We start from the raw sequence: 22,749 nt of genomic DNA, 5'->3' as shown, positions 1-22,749 counted from the left end.
GAGGGGGCTCAACATCGCTGTATGGGGCCTCAGCAAGGTCTGAGCACTCAGACCCACTCGACCTCTGAGTGGATGCCCAAGGACTCAGCGGGGCTTGGCAGAGGCGTAACAGGCACCCGCCGCGGCGCTGACCGTCGAAGGCCAAAAGCCCCGGCAGAAGCCAGCGCAGCGGCCACCCCTTCCGCGCTCGCCTCCGCCAGTGCCTCAATCACCCGATCGAGTGCCTCGCCCACCTCAGTGAGAGTGACCGCTCGGTGCCGGCGCAGCGTTCTTGACCGTCAGAGGCAGCAGCTTCTTCCCGGTCGGGCCGATTTGTATAGCCGTGTCCATCTGCGGGCACACCCCGCAGTCGAAGCACGGCGTCCACCGGCAGTCCTCGACCTCGGTCTCGTCGAGGGCGTCCTGCCAGTCCTCCCAGAGCCAGTCCTTGTCGAGGCCGGAGTCCAGGTGGTCCCAGGGGAGGACCTCCTCGTACGTGCGCTCGCGCGTCGTGTACCAGTCGACGTCCACGCCGAACGGCGCCAGCGCCTTGTCCGCGCAACTCATCCAGCGGTCGTACGAGAAGTGCTCACGCCAGCCGTCGAAGCGACCGCCGTCGTCGTAGACCGCGCGGATGACGGCGCCGATCCGGCGGTCGCCGCGGGACAGCAGGCCCTCGACGATGCCGGGCTTGCCGTCGTGGTAGCGGAAGCCGATGGAGCGGCCGTACTTCTTGTCGCCGCGGATCTTGTCGCGGAGCTTCTCGAGGCGGGCGTCCGTCTCCTCGGCCGACAGCTGCGGAGCCCACTGGAAGGGCGTGTGGGGCTTGGGGACGAAGCCGCCGATGGAGACCGTGCAGCGGATGTCGTTCGACCGCGACACCTCGCGGCCCTTGGCGATCACCTTCGTCGCCATGTCGGCGATCTGCAGGACGTCGTCGTCGGTCTCCGTCGGCAGGCCGCACATGAAGTACAGCTTCACCTGGCGCCAGCCGTTGCCGTAGGCGGTGGCGACGGTCCGGATCAGGTCGTCTTCCGAGACCATCTTGTTGATGACCTTGCGCATGCGCTCGCTGCCGCCCTCGGGGGCGAAGGTCAGGCCCGACCTGCGGCCGTTGCGCGTCAGCTCGTTCGCCAGGTCCACGTTGAAGGCGTCGACGCGGGTCGACGGGAGGGACAGACCGATCTTGTCCTCCTCGTACCGGTCGGCCAGGCCCTTCGCGATGTCGCCGATCTCGCTGTGGTCGGCCGACGACAGGGACAGCAGGCCGACCTCCTCGAAGCCCGTCGCCTTCAGGCCCTTGTCGACCATCTCGCCGATGCCCGTGATCGAGCGCTCCCGGACCGGGCGGGTGATCATGCCCGCCTGGCAGAAGCGGCAGCCCCGGGTGCAGCCGCGGAAGATCTCGACCGACATGCGCTCGTGGACCGTCTCGGCGAGCGGGACCAGCGGCTGCTTGGGGTACGGCCACTCGTCGAGGTCCATGACCGTGTGCTTGGACACACGCCAGGGGACACCCGACTTGTTCGGTACGACGCGGGCGATACGGCCGTCGGAGAGGTACTCGACGTCGTAGAACGCCGGGATGTACACCGCGCCCGTCTTCGCCAGGCGGAACAGGACCTCCTCGCGGCCGCCCGGGCAGCCCTCCGCCTTCCACTCACGGATGATCTTCGTCATGTCGAGCACGGCCTGCTCGCCGTCGCCGATGATCGCCGCGTCGATGAAGTCCGCGATCGGCTCGGGGTTGAACGCCGCGTGGCCGCCGGCCAGGACGATCGGGTCGTCGATGGTGCGGTCCTTGGACTCCAGCGGGATGCCGGCCAGGTCCAGGGCCGTGAGCATGTTCGTGTAGCCTAGTTCGGTGGAGAAGCTGAGCCCCAGCACGTCGAAGGCCTTCACCGGGCGGTGGCTGTCCACAGTGAACTGCGGGACGCCGTGCTCCCGCATCAGCGCCTCCAGGTCCGGCCACACGCTGTACGTGCGCTCGGCGAGGACACCCTCCTGCTCGTTCAGGACCTCGTAAAGGATCATGACGCCCTGGTTGGGCAGCCCGACCTCGTACGCGTCCGGGTACATGAGCGCCCAGCGGACATCACAGGACTCCCACGGCTTGACCGTGGAATTGAGTTCTCCGCCGACATACTGGATCGGCTTCTGCACATGCGGGAGCAGAGCTTCGAGCTGCGGGAACACAGACTCAGCGGCCGCAGCGGATTCGGCAGGCATCTCGCGAACCTTCGTGAGCTGGACTGAACTGACAGGGGTGACCATCTAGCCTAACGCGACCGAGACGGCCCCTCGTACGCCCACAGTCCCGCCCCGACTTTGATCGCCGTCCAGAGCCTCGGAAGCTCGGCCTCGTCCTCGGCCGCCCGGCGCTCCTCACGCCCGTACAGCAGCCCGTAGGTGAACGACGGCTCCCCCGCCCGGTGCGCCTGCCGTGCCAGTTCCCGCAGCGCCTCCCGGGTCATCACGCTGTCCTGGTGGTCGCCGAGCAGGTTTTGCAGGCTCTTCATCGACTTGACCAGCCCGGCGGCCGGATCACCGAGGGCAGGGACGGCCGACTCCGCCGAGTACCGAGTCCGCTTGGCCCGCTTCCGCGCCTCGTGCAGCGCGAGGTCCCGCCCGTGCCCGGGCTCCAGCACCAGCGCCTGCTCGACCAGCCCCGACACCTCCGAGAAGTCCTTCCGTACGGCCTTCCCGATCACCTTCTCCGGCTTCCCCCCGGCGGCCTCCAGCAGCGGCGGTTCGGCGACCAGGGCATCGAGGGTGTCCAGCAGCTCCAGATACCTCTTGCCGTCGAGCACGTTCATCAGCCGCCGTCGCGATCCCCCGCTCCGGGCTTTCGACCAGGTGCGCAGCCGGGTGCGGACGGGCCCGGACAGCAGGGTCCGCGGCAGTTCGTCGATGGCTGCCGTCAGCCGCTCGGTCAGCACCTCCTGGTCCCGGTCGACGCCGAGCTCCCCGGCCAGCCATTTCAGCTCCTCGCCGATCGGGTCGGTCACGGCCCGGTCGAGGATCTTGCCGTACGACTTGAAGGCGCTGCGCATCCGCCGGGTGGCGACCCGCATCCGGTGCACGGAGTCGTACACATCCCGCCGCACGGCCGGGTCGAGCTCGACGATGGCGTCCCGCTGCGCCCGGAGGTGGTCGAGCACGTGATCGCCGGCGGTGACCGGCGCCTTGACCACCCGCGCCTTCTTGCCACGCTTCTTCTTCGGCGCCGTCTCCGCCAGGGCCCGCTGCAGCTTCGAGGCCGACGAGGACGGCCGCACGCCCGCCTTCTTCAGCCGCTTCTCGACCTTGTCGAGGAACGCCGGGTCGGCGCCGTCGGCCAGTTCCACCTCGATCTCGGTCCACTGTGCGGTGCCGCCGTCGCCACTGAGCCGTTCGGCCAGGACGGCGTCCACGCTGACCTCTGCCAGCACCCGGCCCTCGACGTCGACGAGGTCGCGCACATCACGGTCGGAGCGCAGCCGGACCACCGGCACCAGCTCGGTGTCCCGGACCCGGGAGCGGACGAGACCGGCGAGTGCGCGGGGCAGTTCGTCGGACAACGGGGCCTGGATCTCGTCCCGTATGCCCGGGCCGACGGGGAACTTCAGATGCCAGCCGGCGTCGGAACCTCCCGTCCTGCGCCGCAGGGTCAACGACGACGCGGCGAGACGCTCGTCCACGGTGTCGTAGTAGGTGGCGTCCAACTGCGCGACACCTTTGTCGATGACCGCCGCTACCCCGGCGACGCCGGTCAGGTCGGGCAGGCCGCTCTCGTCGGACTCGTACTTCCGCTCGATCTCGCGCTTTGTGTCCGCCATGAGCCGAATCTAATAGGAGTCACGATGTGATGACAGGGCTTACCGGCCATGAACACCAGGTGAACCAACTCGGCCCGGTCCAGGGCTCTTACTCGAAGAGTTGGGGGAGTCGAGGACGAGGACGCCGTCCGGGCCTAAGCGCGGCCCGGGGGTGCCGGCCCCAGGGACGGCCACCCCGGCCGACGGGTCACCAACCCCACGGCTCCACCCACCGGGGGCCTACGCGGACATGGGACGCTGCAGCCTGATCGACTGCAACAACCCCACCGCCACCCACACCGCGAACATCGACGACCCGCCGTACGACACGAACGGCAGCGGGAGCCCCGTCACCGGCATGATCCCCAGGGTCATCCCGATGTTCTCGAACGACTGGAAGGCGAACCACGCCACGATCCCCGCCGCGACGATCGTCCCGTACAGGTCGGTCGTCTCGCGCGCAATCCGGCAGGCCCGCCACAGGATCACGCCGAGAAGCAGGATGATCAGCCCGCCGCCGACGAAGCCCAGCTCCTCCCCCGCCACCGTGAAGACGAAGTCGGTCTGCTGCTCCGGCACGAACTGGCCGGTCGTCTGCGAGCCGTGGAACAGCCCCGCGCCCGTCAGCCCGCCCGAACCGATCGCGATACGCGCCTGGTTGGTGTTGTAGCCGACGCCCGCCGGGTCGAGCTCGGGGTTGGCGAAGGCCGCGAAGCGGGCGATCTGGTAGTCGTCCAGGACGCCGAGTTGCCAGACCGCGATCGCGCCGATCGTCCCCGTGCCGATCAGTCCGAAGACCCAGCGGTTGGAGGCGCCGGACGCGAGCAGCACGCCCAGCACGATCACCACCATCACCATGACCGAGCCGAGGTCGGGCATCAGCAGCACGATCAGCATCGGCACGGCGGCCAGGCCCAAGGCCTGCACGACCGTGCGATGGTCCGGGTACTGCTTGTCCCCCGCGTCCACTCTCGCCGCCAGCAGCATCGCCATGCCCAGGATGATCGTGACCTTCACGAACTCCGAGGGCTGCAGCGAGAATCCGCCGGGCAGCTTGATCCAGGAGTGGGCGCCGTTGATGGTGGAGCCGAGCGGGGTGAGCACCAGCAGGATCAGGAAGACCGAGACGCCGTACAGGATCGGCACGGCCGTGCGCAGCGTGCGGTGGCCCAGCCAGACCGTGCCGATCATCAGGGCGAAGCCGATGCCGGTGTTCAGCAGATGCCGGACCAGGAAGTAGTACTGGTCGCCCTGGTTGAGCTCGGTGCGGTTGCGGGTCGCCGAGAAGACGAGCAACGAGCCGATCAGCGACAGGACGATCGCCGCCAGCAGTATCGTCCAGTCGAGCCTGCGGGCGAGCGAGTCACGGGCGAACAGACGGGTCCAGCCCGCCCGTTCGGGCCCGTACCCGGAGACCTGGAAGCTGTTGGCGCCGGTCATGTGAGCATCCTCCGGCTTCCCCGCCTACGGCTCCGCCGCCGCCTGCGCCGGGTGTCCCGGTTCTCGGCCGACGGCGTGGCCACCGTGGCGGCGAGCTGCTGCTGGTCGGCCGAGTCCTCGCCCTCCTGGCTGGCCCGCTGCTCCTTCGCCGGGTCCTTGGAGATCTTCGGCGAGGTGATGGTGCCGTCCGTGCGGACCTTCGGCAGGCTCTTCTGCGGCGTGGGCAGCAGCGCCTTCTTCTTGTCGATCGTGCCGTCGTCGGAGACGCCGTACAGCGCGTCGTAGATGTTGCGCACGGCCGGACCCGAGGCGCCGGAACCCGTACCACCCTGGGAGATCGTCATGACGACCGCGTAGTCCTTGGTGTACGTGGTGAACCACGAGGTCGTCTGCTTGCCGTAGACCTCCGCGGTACCGGTCTTGGCGTGCATCGGGATCTTGTCCTGCGGCCAGCCGACGTCCGCGAACCGCCAGGCGGCCGTACCGCGGGTGGCGACGCCGGCGAGGGCGTCGTCCATCTCGGCCAGCGTCTGCCTGCTTATGGGCAGCTTGCCGTGGGACTTGGGCTTGATCTCCTGGACGGACTTGCCGTCGGCGCTGATGATCGCCTTGCCGACGGTGGGGTCGTACAGGGTGCCGCCGTTGGAGATGGCCGCGTAGATCGTGGCCATCTGGATCGGCGTGACCAGGGTGTCGCCCTGGCCGATGGAGTAGTTGACCGAGTCACCGGCGCGCAGCCGGTTGCCTTCGAGGCAGTTCTCATAGGCGATCTTCTCGGCGTACGAGCCGTCCTTCTTGCCGTACTTGCACCAGGCGTCCTTGTTGGCCTTCCAGTAGTCCTGCTTCCACTGGCGGTCCGGGATGCGTCCGGTGACCTCGTTGGGCAGGTCGATCCCGGTCTCGGCGCCGAGGCCGAACTGGTGCGCCGTCTTGTAGAACCAGTCGTTGGCGTTCTTCTTCGGCTTGGTGCCGCCGTCGCGCTGCCACTCCTGGTGGGAGAGGCGGTAGAAGACGGTGTCGCAGGAGACCTCCAGAGCACGCCCCAGGCTGATCGGGCCGTATCCCTTGGACTCGAAGTTCTTGAAGACCTGGCCGCCGATCGAGTAGGAGCTCGAGCACTGGTAGGGGCCGTCGAAGGAGTAGCCGGCGTTGACCGCGGCGGCCGTCGGGATGACCTTGAAGACGGAGCCGGGGGCCGACTGGCCCTGGATCGCGCGGTTGAGCAGTGGGTAGTTGGAACTCTTGCCGGTCAGCTTCTTGTAGTCCTTGGCGGAGATGCCGCCCACCCAGGCGTTGGGGTCGTAGGTCGGGTTGGACGCCATGGCCACGATGCGGCCGGTCTTGGCCTCCATCACCACCACCGCACCGGAGTCGGCCTTGTACCGCTCGTTGGTGTTGCGGTCCCACTCCTGGCGGGCCTTCTTCATCGCATCGTTCAGCTCGTACTCCGCCACGCGCTGCACCCGGGCGTCGATGCTGGTGACGAGATTGGAGCCGGCCCGAGCGGCGTCCGACTGGGCCTGCCCGATGACCCGGCCGAGGTTGTCCACCTCGTAGCGGGTGACGCCGGCCTTACCGCGCAACTCCTTGTCGTACTGCCGTTCCAGTCCCGAGCGGCCGACCATGTCCGAGCGCAGGTAGGGCGAATCGCTGTCCTGGGCCTGCTGGATCTCCTCGTCCGTGACCGGCGACAGATAGCCGAGGACCTGCGCGGTGTTGGCCGCACCCGGGCTCGCGTAGCGGCGCACCGCCTGCGGCTCGGCCGTGATCCCGGGGAAGTCCTCGGCACGCTCGCGGATCTGCAGCGCCTGCTTCGCCGTGGCCTCGTCGGTGATGGGGATCGGCTGGTACGGCGAGCCGTTCCAGCACGGCTGGGGCGTCTCCGCGTCGCACAGCCGGACCTTCTCCATCACCTCCGTCGGCGTCATCCCCAGCACACCCGCCAGCTTCGTGAGCACCGCCTTGCCGTCGTCCGGCATCTTCAGCAGATCCGTACGCGAGGCGGACACCACCAACCGCGTCTCGTTGTCCGCCAGCGCCACCCCGCGCGCGTCCAGGATCGACCCGCGCACGGCAGGCTGCACCACCTGCTGGACGTGGTTGCCGGACGCCTCCTTGGCGTAGGCGTCGCCCTCGCGGATCTGCAGGTACCACAGGCGTCCGCCGAGGGTGCCGAGGAGGGAGAGGACGAGGACCTGGATGACGATGAGCCGGATCTGGACGCGTGGCGTCCGGCCCGTCTCGGGAATGTTGGTCATGTCTGCTGCTCCCCCTCTCAGCTCATGAACGAATGGGTGTGCGCGAATGCCGTCCGGATGCGTACGAGTGATGAACGACGGGGCCGCGCGGCCCGGTTCCGGTGATCGTCACTCGTTCCGGTGAACTCTGGTGCGGTCACAGCCGCTTGACCCCCTTGATGCGCCCGGCGCGTGCCGTCCGCGACCGCGCGGCCTTCACCTTCAGGCCGCCCAGTCCACCGCGCTGACCGCCGATGCGCAGGCCGGTGCCGCCGGAGAGCCAGCCGGAGGAGATGCTGGGCTTCTTCGCCTGGGAGTTGGTCTCGGCGAGCGGGTCGTTCTCCGCTCTGCGGGCCAGCGCCATGATCCCCGGGACCACGAACGGCGCGAGCAGCAGGTCGTACAGCGCGGCCGTGAACAGCAGGCTGCCGAGGCCGACATGGCGGGCGGCGGTGTCCCCGACGAGGGCGCCGACTCCGGCGTACAGCAGCGTCGAACCGATCGCGGCGACGACCACGACCACCATCGGCCCGGTGGCCGACTTGAGCCGGCCGTTCTCCGGCTTGACGAGCCCCGCGAGATAGCCGATGACGCACAGCACCAGCGCATAGCGGCCGGCGGCGTGGTCGGCGGGTGGGGCGAGGTCGGCGAGCAGGCCGGCGCCGAAGCCGACGAGGGCGCCGCCGACATGGCCGTAGACCAGGGCGAGGCCCAGCACGGTCAGGAGCAGCAGGTCGGGGACGGCGCCCGGGAGGTGGAGGCGGGCGAGGACGCTCACCTGGAGTACCAGGGCGACGACGACCAAGGAGGAGGAGAGCAGGATTCGGTTGACGCGCATGGGGCTTCAGCTCCTACTGCTCTTGCTCGTACTGATTCTGACCGTCGGCCTGCGGCTGGTCCTGGCCGTCGCCCTCGGACTCGGCGCCCGGCGTGACGGTGACCGTCACGGTCGGCGTCGGGGTCGGCTCGGGCTTGTCCGGGAGGACCGTGTCGCGCGGGTCCTTCGCGGGGGCCTGCACGACGACTCCCACGATGTCGAGCTTGCTGAAGCCGACGTAGGGCGTGACATACAGGGTGCGGGTCAGGTTGCCGCCGGACGGGTCGACGCGTGAGACGACGCCGACGGGGACGCCTGGCACGAAGGGTTTGTCGGCCTGCGAGCCGAAGGTGACGAGGCGGTCGCCCTTCTTCACCTCGGCCTTGCCGTTGAGGAGTTCGACGCGCAGCGGCCGGTCGCCCTGGCCGGAGGCGAAGCCAAGCTCGTCGGTGGACTCCATGCGGGTGCCGACGGTGAAGTCGGGGTCGTTGGCGAGGAGCACGGTCGCTGTGTTCGGGCCGACGGTGGTGACCCGCCCGACCAGTCCGTCCCCGTTGAGGACCGTCATGTCGCGCTGGATGCCGTCGTTCGCGCCGGCGTCGATGGTGATCGTCCAGGAGAAGCCCTGGGCGGCCCCTATCGCGATGACCTCCGCGCCCTTGATGCCGTACTGCCCCTGGCCCGCGATCTTCAGCATCTTGTCGAGCTGCCGCAGCCGGCTGCGGTTGCGGTCGTCGCTGCCGAGCTTGGCCTTGAGGGCCGCGTTCTCCTGCTCCAGCTGGGCGAGCCGGTCGTGGCGCTCGCCGGAGTCGCGGATCGCGGCGACCGCGTTGCCGACCGGGTTCACCGCGGCCGACACACCGTCCTCGATCGGGCCGAAGACCGCCGCGGCGGCGGACCGGGCGCCGTCGACGGGGGAATCCTCACCGCCGCGGATGTCCACCGTGATCAGCGCGAACGCGATGGCGATCAGCAGCACCAGGAGCAGCCGGCTCTCTCGTGTGTCCCTCACGTGCGGCGGCCGTGCCCTTCTTCATAGGAATTCGGGAAACCCCCGGTAAACCCCAGGGGTTCTGTATACGGAGTTTGTACGCGGAGTTGTATGCGAGGTTTCGATGCTTCGAGGTTTCAACGCTCTTCGGGAAGCTTATGCCTCTATATCAACGATCCGCCGTACGAGAGGAGATCATCCCGTACGGCGGAATCGAAGAGTTACGTCATCTGCGCGGCTGGGCGTCCAGCACCTGCTGCAACGCCTCGAACTCCTCGACGCACTTGCCGGATCCGAGCGCCACGCTGTCCAGCGGGTCCTCGGCGATGTGGATCGGCATGCCGGTCTCGCGGCGCAGCCGCTCGTCGAGGCCGCGCAGCAGGGCGCCGCCGCCGGTCAGAACGATTCCTCGGTCCATGATGTCGCCGGACAGCTCCGGCGGGCACTTGTCGAGGGTCGTCTTCACCGCGTCGACGATCGCGTTGACCGGCTCCTCGATGGCCTTGCGCACTTCGGCCGCGGAGATGACGACGGTCTTCGGCAGCCCGGAGACGAGGTCCCGGCCGCGGATTTCGGTGTGTTCGTCAGCATCGAGGTCGTACGCCGAACCGATCGTGATCTTGATCTGTTCCGCCGTGCGCTCACCCAGCAGGAGGGAGTACTCCTTCTTGATGTGCTGGATGATCGCGTTGTCCAGTTCGTCGCCCGCGACACGGATGGACTGGGCGGTGACGATGCCGCCGAGGGAGATGACCGCGACCTCGGTGGTGCCGCCGCCGATGTCGACCACCATGTTGCCCGTGGCCTCGTGGACCGGCAGGCCGGAGCCGATGGCCGCGGCCATGGGCTCCTCGATGATGTGCACCTGGCGGGCGCCGGCCTGGGACGACGCCTCGATGACGGCGCGGCGCTCGACGCCCGTGATGCCGGAGGGCACACAGACGACGACCCGCGGGCGAGCCAGATAGCGCCGCTTGTGGATCTTCAGGATGAAGTAGCGGAGCATCCGCTCGGTGATCTCGAAGTCGGCGATCACGCCGTCCTTCAACGGACGTACGGCAACGATGTTGCCGGGCGTGCGCCCGATCATCTTCTTCGCCTCGGCGCCGACCGCGAGGATGCCACCGGTGTTCGTGTTGATCGCGACGACGGACGGCTCGTTGAGTACGATCCCGCGACCCCTGACGTACACCAGCGTGTTGGCGGTCCCGAGGTCGACAGCCATGTCACGGCCGATGAACGACATTGAGTTCCCCATCAGGATTCGTCTGGCCTTCCCGGGAGCTTTTGACGGCTTTTCAGGTCGGCGAAGTGGGTGCTGTGACGTGAAGGCTTCCATCGTAGACGCGCCTGCACGAACACTGCGGGAGGGTCTTCGCCAATTGTCAGCAGATGGCGAACCGCCCCGCTTGTGGAGACGGGCCATCGGGGGCACTCGTTCCCTCGATCGCCACGCATATGCACGCGGGTGTCACACATATGCACGCACGAGTGGGGACTACCGGGACTTCAGCCCCCACACCGCGATTTCACGACTGCTGCGGACCTAGGCGCGGCCCGGGAAGAAAATCTTCACCTCGCGCTCGGCGGACTCCTCGGAGTCGGAGGCGTGGATGAGGTTTTCGCGGACGATCACACCGTAGTCGCCGCGGATGGAGCCGGGCGCGGCGGCGATCGGGTCGGTCGGGCCGGCGAGCTGACGCAGTCCCTCGATGACCCGCTCGCCCTCGACGATCAGGGCGACGACCGGGCCGGAGGCCATGAACTCCACCAGCGGCTCGTAGAAGGGCTTGCCCTTGTGCTCTCCGTAGTGCTGTTCCAGGGTCTCCTGATCCAGCGTGCGCAGCTCCAGCGCGGTGATCTGCCAGCCGGCCTTGCGCTCGATGCGGCTGATGATCTCGCCGGTCAGGCCGCGGCGGACTGCGTCGGGCTTGAGCAGGACGAGGGTGCGCTGGGTCACGGGAGGGCTCCTTCTTACAGCCGGTGGTGCGGTGGGATGAGGCTACAGGGCGTTCCCAGGTGCCTGTTACGCAGTGTCAGCTTGCGCTCAGGCCCCGGACGGGCTGCTCTCACCGCTCTGCGCCGCGAATCTCGCCTTCGCCTCGTCGACCTTCCTGCCGAAGTGCACCGAAGCCCACCAGAGCGCCGCGAAGACCACGCCGAGGAAGAACATCGTGGGGACGATGAAGCCGGAGGCGATGAGGGCGATCTGCAGGGCCCAGCCGAGGGCGACGCCGCCGGGGCGGGTCACCAGGCCGCACAGCAGCAGGCACAGGAACATCGCGATGCCGCTGACCGTCCACACCTGCGACATCGACAGGTCGGGGTCCTTCATGGCGACCAGACCGGCGAAGCCGATGACGAAGAACTCGCCGATCAGCGTCGAGGAACAGAGCGTACGCATCTTTCGGACTCAGCCCTTCCGCAGGAGCAGCCGGGCTTCGCCGACCGTGATGACGGACCCGGTGACGAGCACGCCGCCGCCCGCGAACTCGCCTTCTTCCTCGGCCAGCGTGATCGCGGCCTCCAGCGCGTCGGGCAGTCGCGGCTCGACCTGCACGCGCTCCTCGCCGAACACCTCGACGGCGATGGCGGCGAGTTCGTCGGCGTCCATGGCGCGGTGCGAGGAGTTCTGTGTGACGACGACCTCGGCGAAGATCGGCTCGAAGGCCTCGAGCAGCTCCCGCACGTTCTTGTCGCCGCTCGCCCCCACGACCCCGATCAGCCGGCTGAAGTCGAAGGCCTCACCGATCGCCTCGGCGGTGACCCGCGCGCCGGCCGGGTTGTGGGCGGCGTCGAGCACGACGGTGGGAGAGCGCCGTACGACCTCCATACGGCCCGGCGAGGCGACGGTGGCGAACGCCTTGCGGACCGTGTCGATGTCGAGCGACTCGGCCCGCGCGGCACCGACGCCGAAGAACGCCTCCACGGCGGCGAGGGCGACGGCGGCGTTGTGCGCCTGGTGCGCGCCGTGCAGCGGCAGATACACCTCGGGGTATTCGCCGCCCAGTCCGCGCAGCGTGACCAGCTGCCCGCCGACGGCGACCTGACGTGCCACGACCCCGAACTCCAGGCCCTCGCGGGCCACGGTGGCGTCGACCTCCACGGCCTTCTTCAGCAGCACCTGCGCGGCGTCCACCGGCTGCTGGGCCATGATCACGGTGGCGTCCTGCTTGACGATGCCGGCCTTCTCGGCGGCGATCTCGCCCGGCGTGCTGCCGAGGCGGTCGGTGTGGTCGAGGTCTATGGGCGTCACGACGGCGACGTCACCGTCGATGACGTTGGTGGCGTCCCAGGAACCGCCCATCCCCACTTCCACGACGGCGACGTCGACGGGCGCGTCGGCGAAGGCGGCGTACGCCATGCCGGTCAGCACCTCGAAGAAGGAGAGCCGGTACTCCTGCGAGGCGTCGACCATCTCGATGTACGGCTTGATGTCGTTGTACGTCTCGATGAAGCGCTCGGCGGAGATCGGGGCGCCGTCCAGGCTGATCCGCTCGGTGATCGACTGGACGTGCGGGGAGGTGTAGCGGCCGGTGCGGAGTTCGAAGGCGCCGAGGAGGGCCTCGATCATGCGGGCGGTCGAGGTCTTGCCGTTGGTGCCGGTGATGTGGATGGAGGGGTACGAGCGCTGCGGCTCGCCCAGCACGTCCATCAGAGCGGCGATGCGGCTCACCGAGGGCTCGAGCTTGGTCTCGCCCCACCTCGTCGCGAGCTCCGCCTCGACCTCGCGCAGGGCCTTGTCGACCTCGGGGTCCTCGGGGCGCGCGGGCACGTCTGCCTCCGGCGGGCCGCCCTGGGTGCGCAGGGTGCGGCTGCCGGCCTCGATGACCGCGAGGTCGGGGTCGCGGTCGGTCTCGGCCGCGATGATCTCTTCGAAGGAGTCGAGGGGGTCGGGCTCGTTCTGGTCGCTCACGGGGCCAGTCTACGGAGCGGGACTGACAATGTTCGCGGTGGCTTGGGGGTGGTGCGCCCAAGGGGCGGGGTGGCTTGTGTTGTCCGGCGGCTGCGGGTCGTTTGTGGTTGATCGCGCAGTTCCCCGCGCCCCTTGGGGCACGAAGGCCCCCGGCGCTGGCACAGCACCGGGGACCTCCGACGTACGAACGCCTACGCAGGTGGCAGCTTCTCCAGCTGCGCCTGGATGCGGGCGATGTCCTCCTCCGCCTTCGCCAGCCGCGTGCGGATCTTCTCCACCACGTGGTCCGGGGCCTTCGAGAGGAAAGCCTCGTTGCCGAGCTTGGCGTTCGCCTGGGCCTTCTCCTTCTCGGCGGCGGCGAGGTCCTTCGCGAGGCGCTTGCGCTCGGCCGCCACGTCGATCGCGCCCGAGAGGTCCAGCGCGACCTCCGCGCCCCCCACCGGCAGTGTCGCCGTCGCCGTGAAGGCGTCGCCCTCCGGCTGGAGGCGCAGGAGCTGGCGGATGGCCGGCTCGTGCGGGGCGAGTGCCGTGCCGTCGAGGGTCAGGCGGGCCGGGACGCGCTGGCCCGGCTGGAGACCCTGGTCGGCGCGGAAGCGGCGGACCTCGGTGATGACCTGCTGGAGCGTCGCGATCTCCTGCTCGGCCGCCGGGTCACGGAAGCCGCTGTCCGTCGGCCAGTCGGCGATCACGATCGACTCGCCGCCGGTCAGCGTGGTCCAGAGCGTCTCCGTGACGAACGGGACCACCGGGTGCAGCAGCTTGAGGGTGACGTCGAGGACCTCGCCGAGGACGCGCTTGGAGACCTCGGCCGGCTCGCCGCCCGCGGCGAACGTCGTCTTCGACAGCTCGACGTACCAGTCGAAGACCTCGTCCCACGCGAAGTGGAACAGCGCGTCCGACAGCTTGGCGAACTGGAAGTCCTCGTAGAACGCGTCGACTTCGGCGACGACGGAGTTCAGGCGGGACAGGATCCAGCGGTCCGTCGAGGACATCTTCGACGGTTCCGGCAGCTCGCCCTCGACCGTCGCGCCGTTCATCAGCGCGAAGCGCGTCGCGTTCCAGATCTTGTTGGCGAAGTTGCGGGAGCCCTGGACCCAGTCCTCGCCGATCGGGACGTCGACGCCCGGGTTGGCGCCGCGCGCGAGGGTGAAGCGCAGGGCGTCGGAGCCGTACTTGTCCATCCAGTCCAGCGGGTTGACCGCGTTGCCGAAGGACTTCGACATCTTCTTGCCGAACTGGTCGCGGACCATGCCGTGCAGGGCGATGGTGTGGAACGGCGGGGTGCCGTCCATCGCGTACAGGCCGAACATCATCATCCGGGCGACCCAGAAGAAGAGGATGTCGTAGCCGGTGACCAGGACGGAGTTCGGGTAGAACTTCGCGAGCGACTCGGTCCGTTCGGGCCAGCCGAGGGTGGAGAAAGGCCACAGGCCGGAGGAGAACCAGGTGTCGAGGACGTCGGTGTCCTGGTGCCAGCCCTCGCCGGTCGGGACCTCGTCGTCGGGGCCGACGCAGACGACCTCGCCGTTCGGGCCGTACCAGACCGGAATCCGGTGACCCCACCACAACTGCCGCGAAATACACCAGTCGTGGAGGTTGTCGACCCAGTCGAAGTACCGCTTCTCCATCTCCTGCGGATGGATCTTGACCTTGCCGTCGCGGACCGCGTCACCGGCGGCCTTCGCGAGCGGGCCGACCTTGACCCACCACTGCATGGACAGGCGCGGCTCGATGGTCGTCTTGCAGCGCGAGCAGTGGCCGACGGAGTGGACGTACGGCCGCTTCTCCGCGACGATCCGGCCGTCGGCGCGCAGCGCGGCGACGATGGCCGAGCGGGCCTCCAGGCGGTCAAGGCCCTGGAAGGGGCCGTGGGCGGTGATGACCGCGTGCTCGTCCATGACGGTGAGGGACGGCAGGTCGTGGCGCTGGCCGATCTCGAAGTCGTTCGGGTCGTGCGCCGGGGTCACCTTGACGGCACCCGTGCCGAACTCCGGGTCGACGTGCTCGTCGGCGACGACGGGGATACGGCGGCCGGTGAGCGGCAGCTCGATCTCACGGCCGACGAGGTGGCGGTAGCGCTCGTCCTCGGGGTGGACGGCGACCGCGGTGTCGCCGAGCATCGTCTCGGCACGGGTCGTTGCCACGACGATGGAGTCGTCGCCCTCGCCGTACCGGATGGAGACGAGCTCGCCGTCGTCGTCCTGGTACTCGACCTCGATGTCCGAGATGGCGGTCAGGCACCGGGGGCACCAGTTGATGATGCGCTCGGCGCGGTAGATCAGCTCGTCGTCGTAGAGGCGCTTGAAGATGGTCTGGACGGCCTGGGACAGGCCCTCGTCCATGGTGAAGCGCTCGCGCGACCAGGCGACGCCGTCACCGAGGCGGCGCATCTGGCCGGAGATCTGCCCACCGGACTCGGCCTTCCACTGCCAGACCCGCTCGACGAAGGCCTCACGGCCGAGGTCGTGCCGGGACTTGCCCTCCTTGCCGAGCTCCCGCTCGACGACGTTCTGCGTGGCGATACCGGCGTGGTCCATGCCGGGCTGCCACAGCGTCTCGTAGCCCTGCATGCGCTTGCGGCGCGTCAGGGCGTCGATGAGGGTGTGCTCGAAGGCATGCCCGAGGTGCAGGCTGCCCGTGACGTTCGGCGGCGGGATGACGATGGTGTACGGCGGCTTGTCGCTCTTCTCGTCCGCCTCGAAGTAACCCCGCTCTACCCAGCGCTCGTACAGCGGCCCCTCTACGTCGGCCGGCGCGTACTGGGTCGGCAGTTCGGTGTCGGGCGCTGGTGGCTGCTGCTGAGCGTTCTCGGTCACGCGCTCAGTTTAGGGGTGTCCCGGCGGTGTCCCGAAACGCGTTTGTTCTGTAACGGTGCGCCCCCCGATGCAACGCCGTTTCCGGGCCTGCGCCAGGATGTCGGGAACACATAAACATCTGGAGGGGAACCCAGAAATGAGCTACAACCAGCCGGGCCCGTACGGCGGGCAGCCCCAGCAGCCCGGACCGCACGGCCAGCCCGGTCCGTACGGCCAGCAGCCGCAGGCGCCGCAGCCCGGCTACGGCTACCCCCAGCAGGCTCCTCCAGCTCCGCCGCAGCCCCAGCCCGGCTACGGCTATCCGCAGCAGCCCCCGCAGGGTGTCCCGCCCCAGCAGCCGCCGTACGGCCAGCAGCCGCCCTACGGCCAGGCCCCGTACGGGATGCCGCAGCCGCCGGCCCCGGAGGGCGGCGGCAACAAGAAGACGGCCATCATCCTCGGCGCGGTCGCGGTCGTGGTCGCCATCGGCGTCGGGGCGTACTTCGTGTTCGGCAGCGGGAGCGGCGGTTCGGACATCGCCGACGACGGGGCACACAAGCTGACCACCCCGTCGACGATTCTCGACGGGGAATACAAGAAGGGCAGCGACGCTGGTAACGGCGCTATGACCGAGAGCGACCTTGACGACGCGGAGTCGTGGGGCGTGGAGGATCCCAAGGGTGTCAGCGCGAGCTACACCGCAGGATCGGGCCTCACGGCGAAGAGTCTGATATTCGCCGGCGTGTACGGCACCATCAACAACCCGGAAGTGGTCGTCGATGCGATGTTCTCGCAAGTCAGTGAGGGCGCTGCGAAGGGCTCCGGTAGCGGCAAAATCGTGGGCAGCCCCAAGGAGTTCACACCCACTGGCTTCGAGAACGGCATCATGAAGTGCCAGGAGATCGAGACCACAGAATCCGGCCAGACCGTGACGATGCCGTTCTGCATCTGGGCTGACCACAGCACAGTCACCTACGTGCTGGGATTCGATGTTGCCAGCCTGGCCGCGGGCAAGAGCACACCGATGGAGGAGGCTGCACAGCTGGCGGCCAAGGTTCGCGAAGACATTCGCGTCAAGGCCTGACCCATCAGGACTCATGCGTGAGGGGCTCAGCCAGCTGGCTGAGCCCCTCACGCATAGGAGACGTATCGCTACGAACTAAGTAGCCCGCGACACAATTCGCCCCGCTCTAAGCCCGCTTACAGGCAGCGACGGCATGGGCCTCCTTGACGTTAATGGCTTTCAGCTCCACGAGACACTGCGGACTCGGTATATCGCCCCAAGGAGCCGGAGCATGAGTAGCCGGCCAGCCGCAAGCATGCTTCACCTTGGGACCCACCACATAGTCCCTGTGGTGAAGATAAGCCGCGCAGTCAGCCAAATCGGCGTGTGCCGGGGCCGCTGCCACCAGGGGAAGGACCCCCGCAGCAACCGTCACGGCCACGGTCGCCAGCACACGCTTCGTCTTCAAGGACGCCATGTCCTTACCTCCCGTTTCCTTCGGTCACAGAAGATCTAAACCGAGGGCAGATGTAAGGCACAAGCGTTCGATGGGGATCGTCTTGATCTTTTCGGTAAGCAGTGAGGGTGCCCAGCCGACTCATCGGCTGAGCACCCTCATCTGTGTACGAGCACAGTGCAGCGTTACGCGCTCTTCTCGTGCCGCCCGTCGTTCTTGCCCAGGATGCGCGGCACCAGCGTCGGGTTCACGTTCGAGTGAACGACGTCCGCCGTGATGACGACCCGCGCCACGTCCTTGCGGGACGGGACCTCGTACATCACCGACATCAGGACCTCCTCCATGATGGCGCGCAGGCCGCGCGCGCCGGTCTGGCGGAGGATGGCCTGGTCGGCGATGGCCTCCAGGGCCTCGCGCTCGAAGTCGAGTTCCACGCCGTCGAGTTCGAAGAGGCGCTGGTACTGCTTCACCAGCGCGTTGCGGGGCTCGACCAGGATCTGGAGCAGGGCCTCGCGGTCCAGGTTGTGGACGCTCGTGATGACGGGCAGCCGGCCGATGAACTCGGGGATCATGCCGAACTTGACCAGGTCCTCGGGCATGACGTCCTCGAACTGGTCCTTGGCCTCCAGCTCGCGCTTGGAGCGGATCGTCGCGCCGAAGCCGATGCCCTTGGCGCCGGCCCGGGACTCGATGATCTTCTCCAGTCCGGCGAAGGCGCCACCCACGATGAACAGGACGTTCGTCGTGTCGATCTGGATGAACTCCTGGTGGGGGTGCTTACGGCCGCCCTGCGGCGGGACCGAGGCGGTGGTGCCCTCGAGGATCTTCAGCAGGGCCTGCTGGACACCCTCGCCGCTGACGTCCCGGGTGATCGACGGATTTTCACTCTTCCGCGCGACCTTGTCGATCTCGTCGATGTAGATGATCCCGGTCTCGGCCTTCTTCACGTCGTAGTCGGCCGCCTGGATCAGCTTCAGCAGGATGTTCTCGACGTCCTCGCCGACATACCCGGCCTCCGTCAGCGCCGTCGCGTCGGCGATCGCGAACGGGACGTTCAGCATGCGGGCCAGGGTCTGCGCGAGCAGCGTCTTGCCGGAGCCCGTGGGGCCCAGCAGCAGGATGTTGGACTTCGCCAACTCGATGGCGTCCTCGCGGCTTTGACCGCCGCCGTTCTCGCCGGCCTGGACGCGCTTGTAGTGGTTGTAGACGGCGACGGAGAGGGCCTTCTTCGCCGCCTCCTGGCCGACCACGTACCCCTCGAGGAACTCGTAGATCTCGCGCGGCTTGGGCAGTTCCTCCCAGCGGACCTCACTGGTCTCCGCGAGCTCTTCCTCGATGATCTCGTTGCAGAGATCGATGCACTCGTCGCAGATGTACACACCAGGGCCTGCGATGAGCTTCTTGACCTGCTTCTGGCTCTTGCCGCAGAACGAGCACTTGAGCAGATCGCCGCCGTCACCGATGCGTGCCACGGTGTGCTTCCCCTTCGCCTGGGAGACGACTGGACGTTTCGTATCCAGCGGCTCCTGGTGCTGCCTTATGTCCGACGGTACCTTGCCGAGCCCCCCGTTCGGGCCCCCCTTGGCGCGGTTCACTTTGACGTGCACCGTCCCAAACCGTGCCAAGGGGCAGCAGACAATACCGGGTCCGCGTCAGCGAACGTCGGCGTTGTTCATCTTCCGCGTGGAGATGATCTGGTCGATCAGCCCGTACGACAGCGCGTCCTCGGCCGTGAGGATCTTGTCGCGCTCGATGTCCTCGCGGATCTTCTCGATCGGCGTGGTGGAGTGCTTGGCCAGCATCTCCTCCAGCTGCGAGCGCATCCGGAGGATCTCGTTGGCGGCGATCTCCAGGTCGGAGACCTGACCGCGGCCGGTCTCGCTGTACGGCTGGTGGATCAGCACGCGCGCGTTGGGCAGCGCCATGCGCTTGCCGGGCGTGCCGGCGGCCAGCAGGACGGCGGCGGCGGAGGCCGCCTGGCCCATGCAGACCGTCTGAATGTCCGGCTTCACGAACTGCATCGTGTCGTAGATCGCCGTGAGCGCGGTGAAGGAGCCGCCCGGGCTGTTGATGTAGACCGAGATGTCCCGGTCCGGGTCCATCGACTCCAGGCACAGCAGCTGCGCCATGACGTCGTTGGCGGAGGCGTCGTCGATCTGCACACCGAGGAAGATCACGCGCTCCTCGAAGAGCTTCGCGTACGGGTCGTACTCGCGGATGCCCTGCGAGGTGCGCTCGACGAAGCGGGGGATGACGTACCGGGACTCGGCGACGGGCACCGTGCTCTCGGCGCGTGCGCGGTCGTACAGGCCGCTGCCGGGGAAGTCGTTCACTGTCTGTCTCCTAGGGGCTGAGGCGGTCGGCTGGGGGCTGTGCTGGGGGCCGTGCGCCCCCTGCTGGGGCTCAGGCCCCGGTGCCGCCGCCGCCCGGCATGCCGGCGGCCGTGGCGATCACGTCGTCGATGAGGCCGTACTCCTTGGCCTCGAACGCGTCGAACCAGCGGTCGCGGTCCGAGTCGCGGGTGATCTGCTCGACCGACTGGCCGGTGTGCTGCGAGGTGAGCTCGGCCATGCGCTTCTTGGTGTGCAGCAGCCGCTCGGCGTGGATCTTGATGTCGGAGGCCGAGCCGGCCAGGCCCGCGGAGGGCTGGTGGATCAGGATCTCGGCGTTCGGCAGCGCGAAGCGCTTGCCGGGGGTGCCCGCGCTGAGCAGGAACTGGCCCATGGAGGCGGCGAGGCCCATGGCGATCGTCACCACGTCGTTCTTGATGTACTGCATGGTGTCGTAGATCGCCATACCGGCCGTGATCGAGCCGCCGGGGCTGTTGATGTAGAGGTAGATGTCCTTGTCCGGGTCAGCGGCAAGGAGCAGCAGCTGCGCGGTGATCTTGTTCGCGATGTCGTCGTCGACCGGCTGGCCGAGGAAGATGATCCGCTCGTTGAGCAGCCGGTTGTAGACATGGTCGCCGAGGCCACCGCCGATGGAAGGCTCGCCGGCGGCGGAGGGCATCAGATTCGTCACGTATCCACCTGCTCGTCTTACGACGGCGCCGGGCCGTCTTACGTCTTCTGTGGGCAACGGAGGCTCCCCTGCCCTCATACTCATGGACCCTAACGCGCAGGCTGGGCGGTGCCATCCCGGTTCCCCGGGTGTTCGCCGGGGGCGTAGCGCGGTGCGCTCCGCAGAGTGGGCCGCGTCCCTCGCCGTAGCTCCGCGGGCAGTGGGCGGCTGCGGGCTGATTGTGGCTGGTCGCGCCCGCGCGGCGGAGCCGCACATCGATACAGCCCCGCGCCCCTTTGGGGACGCTGCACGGCCGTACGGAAGAAGGGCCCGGGGATTGTGCTCCCCAGGGCCCTTCCTACGAGTTACTCGGTGCCGTGGGCTCAGCCCTCGGACTTCTCCTCGGCGGCCTCGTCGGCGGTGCCCTCGGCGGCCTCCACCGTCTCCACGGCGGCCTCGATCTCGTCCTCGTCCTCCAGGTCGATGATCTCGCCGTTGGTGTCCTTGACCACGGCCTTCTCGACCACGACGGCCAGGGCCTTGCCGCGGGCGACCTCGCCGACCAGGAGCGGAACCTGGCCGCCCTCGACGACCGCCTGGGCGAACTGGTCGGGGGACATGCCGGAGGAGGCGGCGCGGCGCATGAGGTGCTCGGTGAGCTCCTCCTGGTTGACGTTCAGCTTCTCCTGCTTGACGAGCTCGTCGAGCACGAACTGGGTCTTGATGCCCTTGACCGCGGCCTCGCGGGTCTCGGTCTCGAACTCCTCGGCGCTCTTGCCCTGGATCTCCAGGTACTTGTCGAGGGTGAGGCCCATCTGGCCGAGCTGGTGGTGCTCGAGGTTGTGCTTACGGGTGTTGATCTCGTCCTCGAGCAGCTTCTCGGGGACGGGCACCTCGACGAGCTCCAGCAGCTTCTCCAGGACGCGCTCCTGGGCCTGCGTGGCCTGGTCGAACTGCTTCATGTTCTCGAGGCGCTTGCGGCTGTCGGCCTTGAGCTCGTCGAGGGTGTCGAACTCGGAGGCGAGCTGCGCGAAGTCGTCGTCCAGCTCGGGCAGTTCGCGCGCGGCGACCTGGGTGACCTTGACGGTGACCTCGGCCTCCTTGCCGGCCGCCGAGCCGCCCTTGAGCTCGGAGGTGAAGGTGGCCTCAGCCCCGGCCTCCAGGCCCTTCACGGCGTCGTCGATGCCGTCCAGCAGCTCGCCGGAGCCGATGGTGTACGAGACGCCGTTCGCGACGCCGTCCTCGAGGACCTCGCCGTCGACCTTGGCCTCCAGGTCGATGGTGACGACATCGCCGTCCTCGGCGGCACGCTCGACCGGGGAGGTGGAGGCGAAGCGCTCGCGGAGCTGCTCGACCGACTTCTCGATGTCCTCGTCGGTCACCTCCACGGCGTCGACCTCGACCTCGATGCCGGAGTAGTCCGGGATCTCGATGGCCGGGCGGACGTCGACCTCGGCGGTGAAGTTCAGCGTCTCGCCGTCCTTCAGCTCGGTGATGTCGACCTCGGGCTGGCCCAGGACGGAGAGCTCGGCCTCGTTGACCGCCTCGGTGTAGAACTTCGGAAGCGCGTCGTTGACCGCCTCCTCCAGGACCGCACCGCGGCCGAACCGCTGGTCGATGACGCGCGCCGGGATCTTGCCCTTCCGGAAGCCCTTCACCGTGACCTGCTGGTTGATCTTCTTGTACGCCGCGTCGAGGCTGTCCTTGAGCTCCTCGAAGGGCACCTCGACAGTGAGCCGAACCCGGGTCGGGTTCAGGGTCTCCACGGCGCTCTTCACGGTTCGGTCTCCTTGTGGCTGACTTCTTGGTTTCTGCCGGAGCCAGACTGGTCCGGCGGATTCGCCGCCCGGAGGACTTCGTGACTTCGTACGGAGAGACACACGGGCGTGCAGCTTGCATAGTAACGGCAGCGGCCACACGCCCTCAAAGGCGATCAAGGGACACGATCACCCGAGGTCGTCGCACATGATGGCCGGTGGTGACCGGTCGTGGTCGGGGTGGCGGGATTTGAACCCACGGCCTTCCGCTCCCAAAGCGGACGCGCTACCAAGCTGCGCCACACCCCGTGCTGGTGCGACACGTAGGGTACATGGCCGCAGGCAGTGGGGCGGCCGCATTTACGGGGTGTGCGCCGAGGGGGCCCGACCCGCTACGATGCCTGCAGTGCCGCGGTCACCTGACCTGCGGCGTGTCGCTGTGCGGGCGTAGCTCAATGGTAGAGCCCTAGTCTTCCAAACTAGCTACGCGGGTTCGATTCCCGTCGCCCGCTCTGTATGCCGAAGGGCCCGGTTCCGTGAACCGGGCCCTTCGCATGTCC

Annotated in this window: 16 protein-coding genes and 2 tRNA genes; 2 read left to right on the top strand and 16 right to left on the bottom strand. The window is 68.2% G+C overall.

The genetic code is table 11. The annotated features are described in order from the left end of the window. Nucleotides 1-234: 234 nt before the first annotated feature. The 11 genes from IF78_RS0113925 to IF78_RS0113875 all read right to left on the bottom strand — a co-directional run bounded on the left by IF78_RS0113925 (nucleotide 235) and on the right by IF78_RS0113875 (nucleotide 15,993). Nucleotides 235-2,208, bottom strand: coding sequence for a TIGR03960 family B12-binding radical SAM protein (locus IF78_RS0113925; protein ID WP_031476862.1), 1,974 nt, complete (start codon nucleotides 2,206-2,208; stop codon nucleotides 235-237). A 50-nt stretch (nucleotides 2,209-2,258) separates the two neighbouring features. After that, nucleotides 2,259-3,797 carry a CYTH and CHAD domain-containing protein gene (locus IF78_RS0113920; protein WP_031476861.1) on the bottom strand — a complete coding sequence of 513 codons (1,539 nt, stop codon included), beginning with the start codon at nucleotides 3,795-3,797 and terminating at the stop codon, nucleotides 2,259-2,261. Between the two features lie 219 nt (nucleotides 3,798-4,016). After that, complete coding sequence (rodA, locus tag IF78_RS0113915; RefSeq protein ID WP_031476860.1) at nucleotides 4,017-5,216, bottom strand: rod shape-determining protein RodA; 1,200 nt, start codon at nucleotides 5,214-5,216, stop codon at nucleotides 4,017-4,019. Next, on the bottom strand, nucleotides 5,213-7,474 hold the full coding sequence (gene mrdA / locus IF78_RS0113910) for a penicillin-binding protein 2 (protein WP_031476859.1): 2,262 nt from the start codon (nucleotides 7,472-7,474) through the stop codon (nucleotides 5,213-5,215). Before mrdA ends, rodA begins: the two co-directional genes overlap by 4 nt. 136 nt (nucleotides 7,475-7,610) lie before the next feature. Further along, nucleotides 7,611-8,291, bottom strand: coding sequence for a rod shape-determining protein MreD (gene mreD / locus IF78_RS0113905; protein ID WP_031476858.1), 681 nt, complete (start codon nucleotides 8,289-8,291; stop codon nucleotides 7,611-7,613). A gap of 13 nt (nucleotides 8,292-8,304) precedes the next feature. Further along, nucleotides 8,305-9,282, bottom strand: coding sequence for a rod shape-determining protein MreC (mreC, locus tag IF78_RS0113900; protein ID WP_031476857.1), 978 nt, complete (start codon nucleotides 9,280-9,282; stop codon nucleotides 8,305-8,307). Between the two features lie 205 nt (nucleotides 9,283-9,487). Next, nucleotides 9,488-10,507 (bottom strand): rod shape-determining protein, encoded by a 1,020-nt coding sequence (locus tag IF78_RS0113895; RefSeq protein ID WP_004931372.1) that lies wholly within the window; start codon nucleotides 10,505-10,507, stop codon nucleotides 9,488-9,490. A 300-nt stretch (nucleotides 10,508-10,807) separates the two neighbouring features. Continuing rightward, on the bottom strand, nucleotides 10,808-11,221 hold the full coding sequence (gene ndk, locus IF78_RS0113890) for a nucleoside-diphosphate kinase (protein ID WP_004001296.1): 414 nt from the start codon (nucleotides 11,219-11,221) through the stop codon (nucleotides 10,808-10,810). Nucleotides 11,222-11,308: 87 nt separating this feature from the next. Continuing rightward, nucleotides 11,309-11,665, bottom strand: a complete 357-nt coding sequence (locus tag IF78_RS0113885; protein WP_031476856.1) for a DUF4233 domain-containing protein — start codon at nucleotides 11,663-11,665, stop codon at nucleotides 11,309-11,311. Nucleotides 11,666-11,674: 9 nt separating this feature from the next. Further along, entirely contained in the window at nucleotides 11,675-13,177 is a 1,503-nt protein-coding gene (gene folC, locus IF78_RS0113880; RefSeq protein WP_031476855.1) for a bifunctional tetrahydrofolate synthase/dihydrofolate synthase, read from the bottom strand. 191 nt (nucleotides 13,178-13,368) lie between these two features. Continuing rightward, nucleotides 13,369-15,993: a valine--tRNA ligase gene (locus IF78_RS0113875; protein ID WP_031476854.1), complete on the bottom strand. Its 2,625-nt coding sequence runs from the start codon at nucleotides 15,991-15,993 to the stop codon at nucleotides 13,369-13,371. Between the two features lie 136 nt (nucleotides 15,994-16,129). Here IF78_RS0113875 and IF78_RS0113870 point away from each other — a divergent pair, with 136 nt between their 5' ends. Then, nucleotides 16,130-17,056: a hypothetical protein gene (locus tag IF78_RS0113870; RefSeq protein WP_031476853.1), complete on the top strand. Its 927-nt coding sequence runs from the start codon at nucleotides 16,130-16,132 to the stop codon at nucleotides 17,054-17,056. A gap of 561 nt (nucleotides 17,057-17,617) precedes the next feature. On the opposite strand, the gene clpX is transcribed toward IF78_RS0113870, so the two are convergent. The 5 genes from clpX to IF78_RS0113845 all read right to left on the bottom strand — a co-directional run bounded on the left by clpX (nucleotide 17,618) and on the right by IF78_RS0113845 (nucleotide 22,498). Further along, entirely contained in the window at nucleotides 17,618-18,904 is a 1,287-nt protein-coding gene (gene clpX / locus IF78_RS0113865) for an ATP-dependent Clp protease ATP-binding subunit ClpX (protein ID WP_031476852.1), read from the bottom strand. A gap of 180 nt (nucleotides 18,905-19,084) precedes the next feature. Next, complete coding sequence (locus tag IF78_RS0113860; RefSeq protein ID WP_031476851.1) at nucleotides 19,085-19,765, bottom strand: ATP-dependent Clp protease proteolytic subunit; 681 nt, start codon at nucleotides 19,763-19,765, stop codon at nucleotides 19,085-19,087. 70 nt (nucleotides 19,766-19,835) lie between these two features. After that, nucleotides 19,836-20,441 carry an ATP-dependent Clp protease proteolytic subunit gene (locus tag IF78_RS0113855; protein ID WP_031476850.1) on the bottom strand — a complete coding sequence of 202 codons (606 nt, stop codon included), beginning with the start codon at nucleotides 20,439-20,441 and terminating at the stop codon, nucleotides 19,836-19,838. 374 nt (nucleotides 20,442-20,815) lie between these two features. Next, entirely contained in the window at nucleotides 20,816-22,210 is a 1,395-nt protein-coding gene (gene tig / locus IF78_RS0113850) for a trigger factor (protein ID WP_031476849.1), read from the bottom strand. A 211-nt stretch (nucleotides 22,211-22,421) separates the two neighbouring features. After that, nucleotides 22,422-22,498: transfer RNA gene (locus IF78_RS0113845), tRNA-Pro, on the bottom strand. Nucleotides 22,499-22,630: 132 nt separating this feature from the next. On the opposite strand from IF78_RS0113845, the gene IF78_RS0113840 reads away from it, so the two are divergent. Next, a tRNA-Gly gene (locus IF78_RS0113840) sits at nucleotides 22,631-22,701 on the top strand. Nucleotides 22,702-22,749: the final 48 nt, after the last annotated feature.

The sequence above is a fragment of the Streptomyces bicolor genome, assembly GCF_000719285.1.
In the GTDB taxonomy this organism is placed as follows: Bacteria; Actinomycetota; Actinomycetes; order Streptomycetales; family Streptomycetaceae; genus Streptomyces; species Streptomyces bicolor.
The sequence above is the reverse complement of the archived record's forward strand: the minus strand, read 5'-3'. Positions and strand labels throughout refer to the sequence as shown.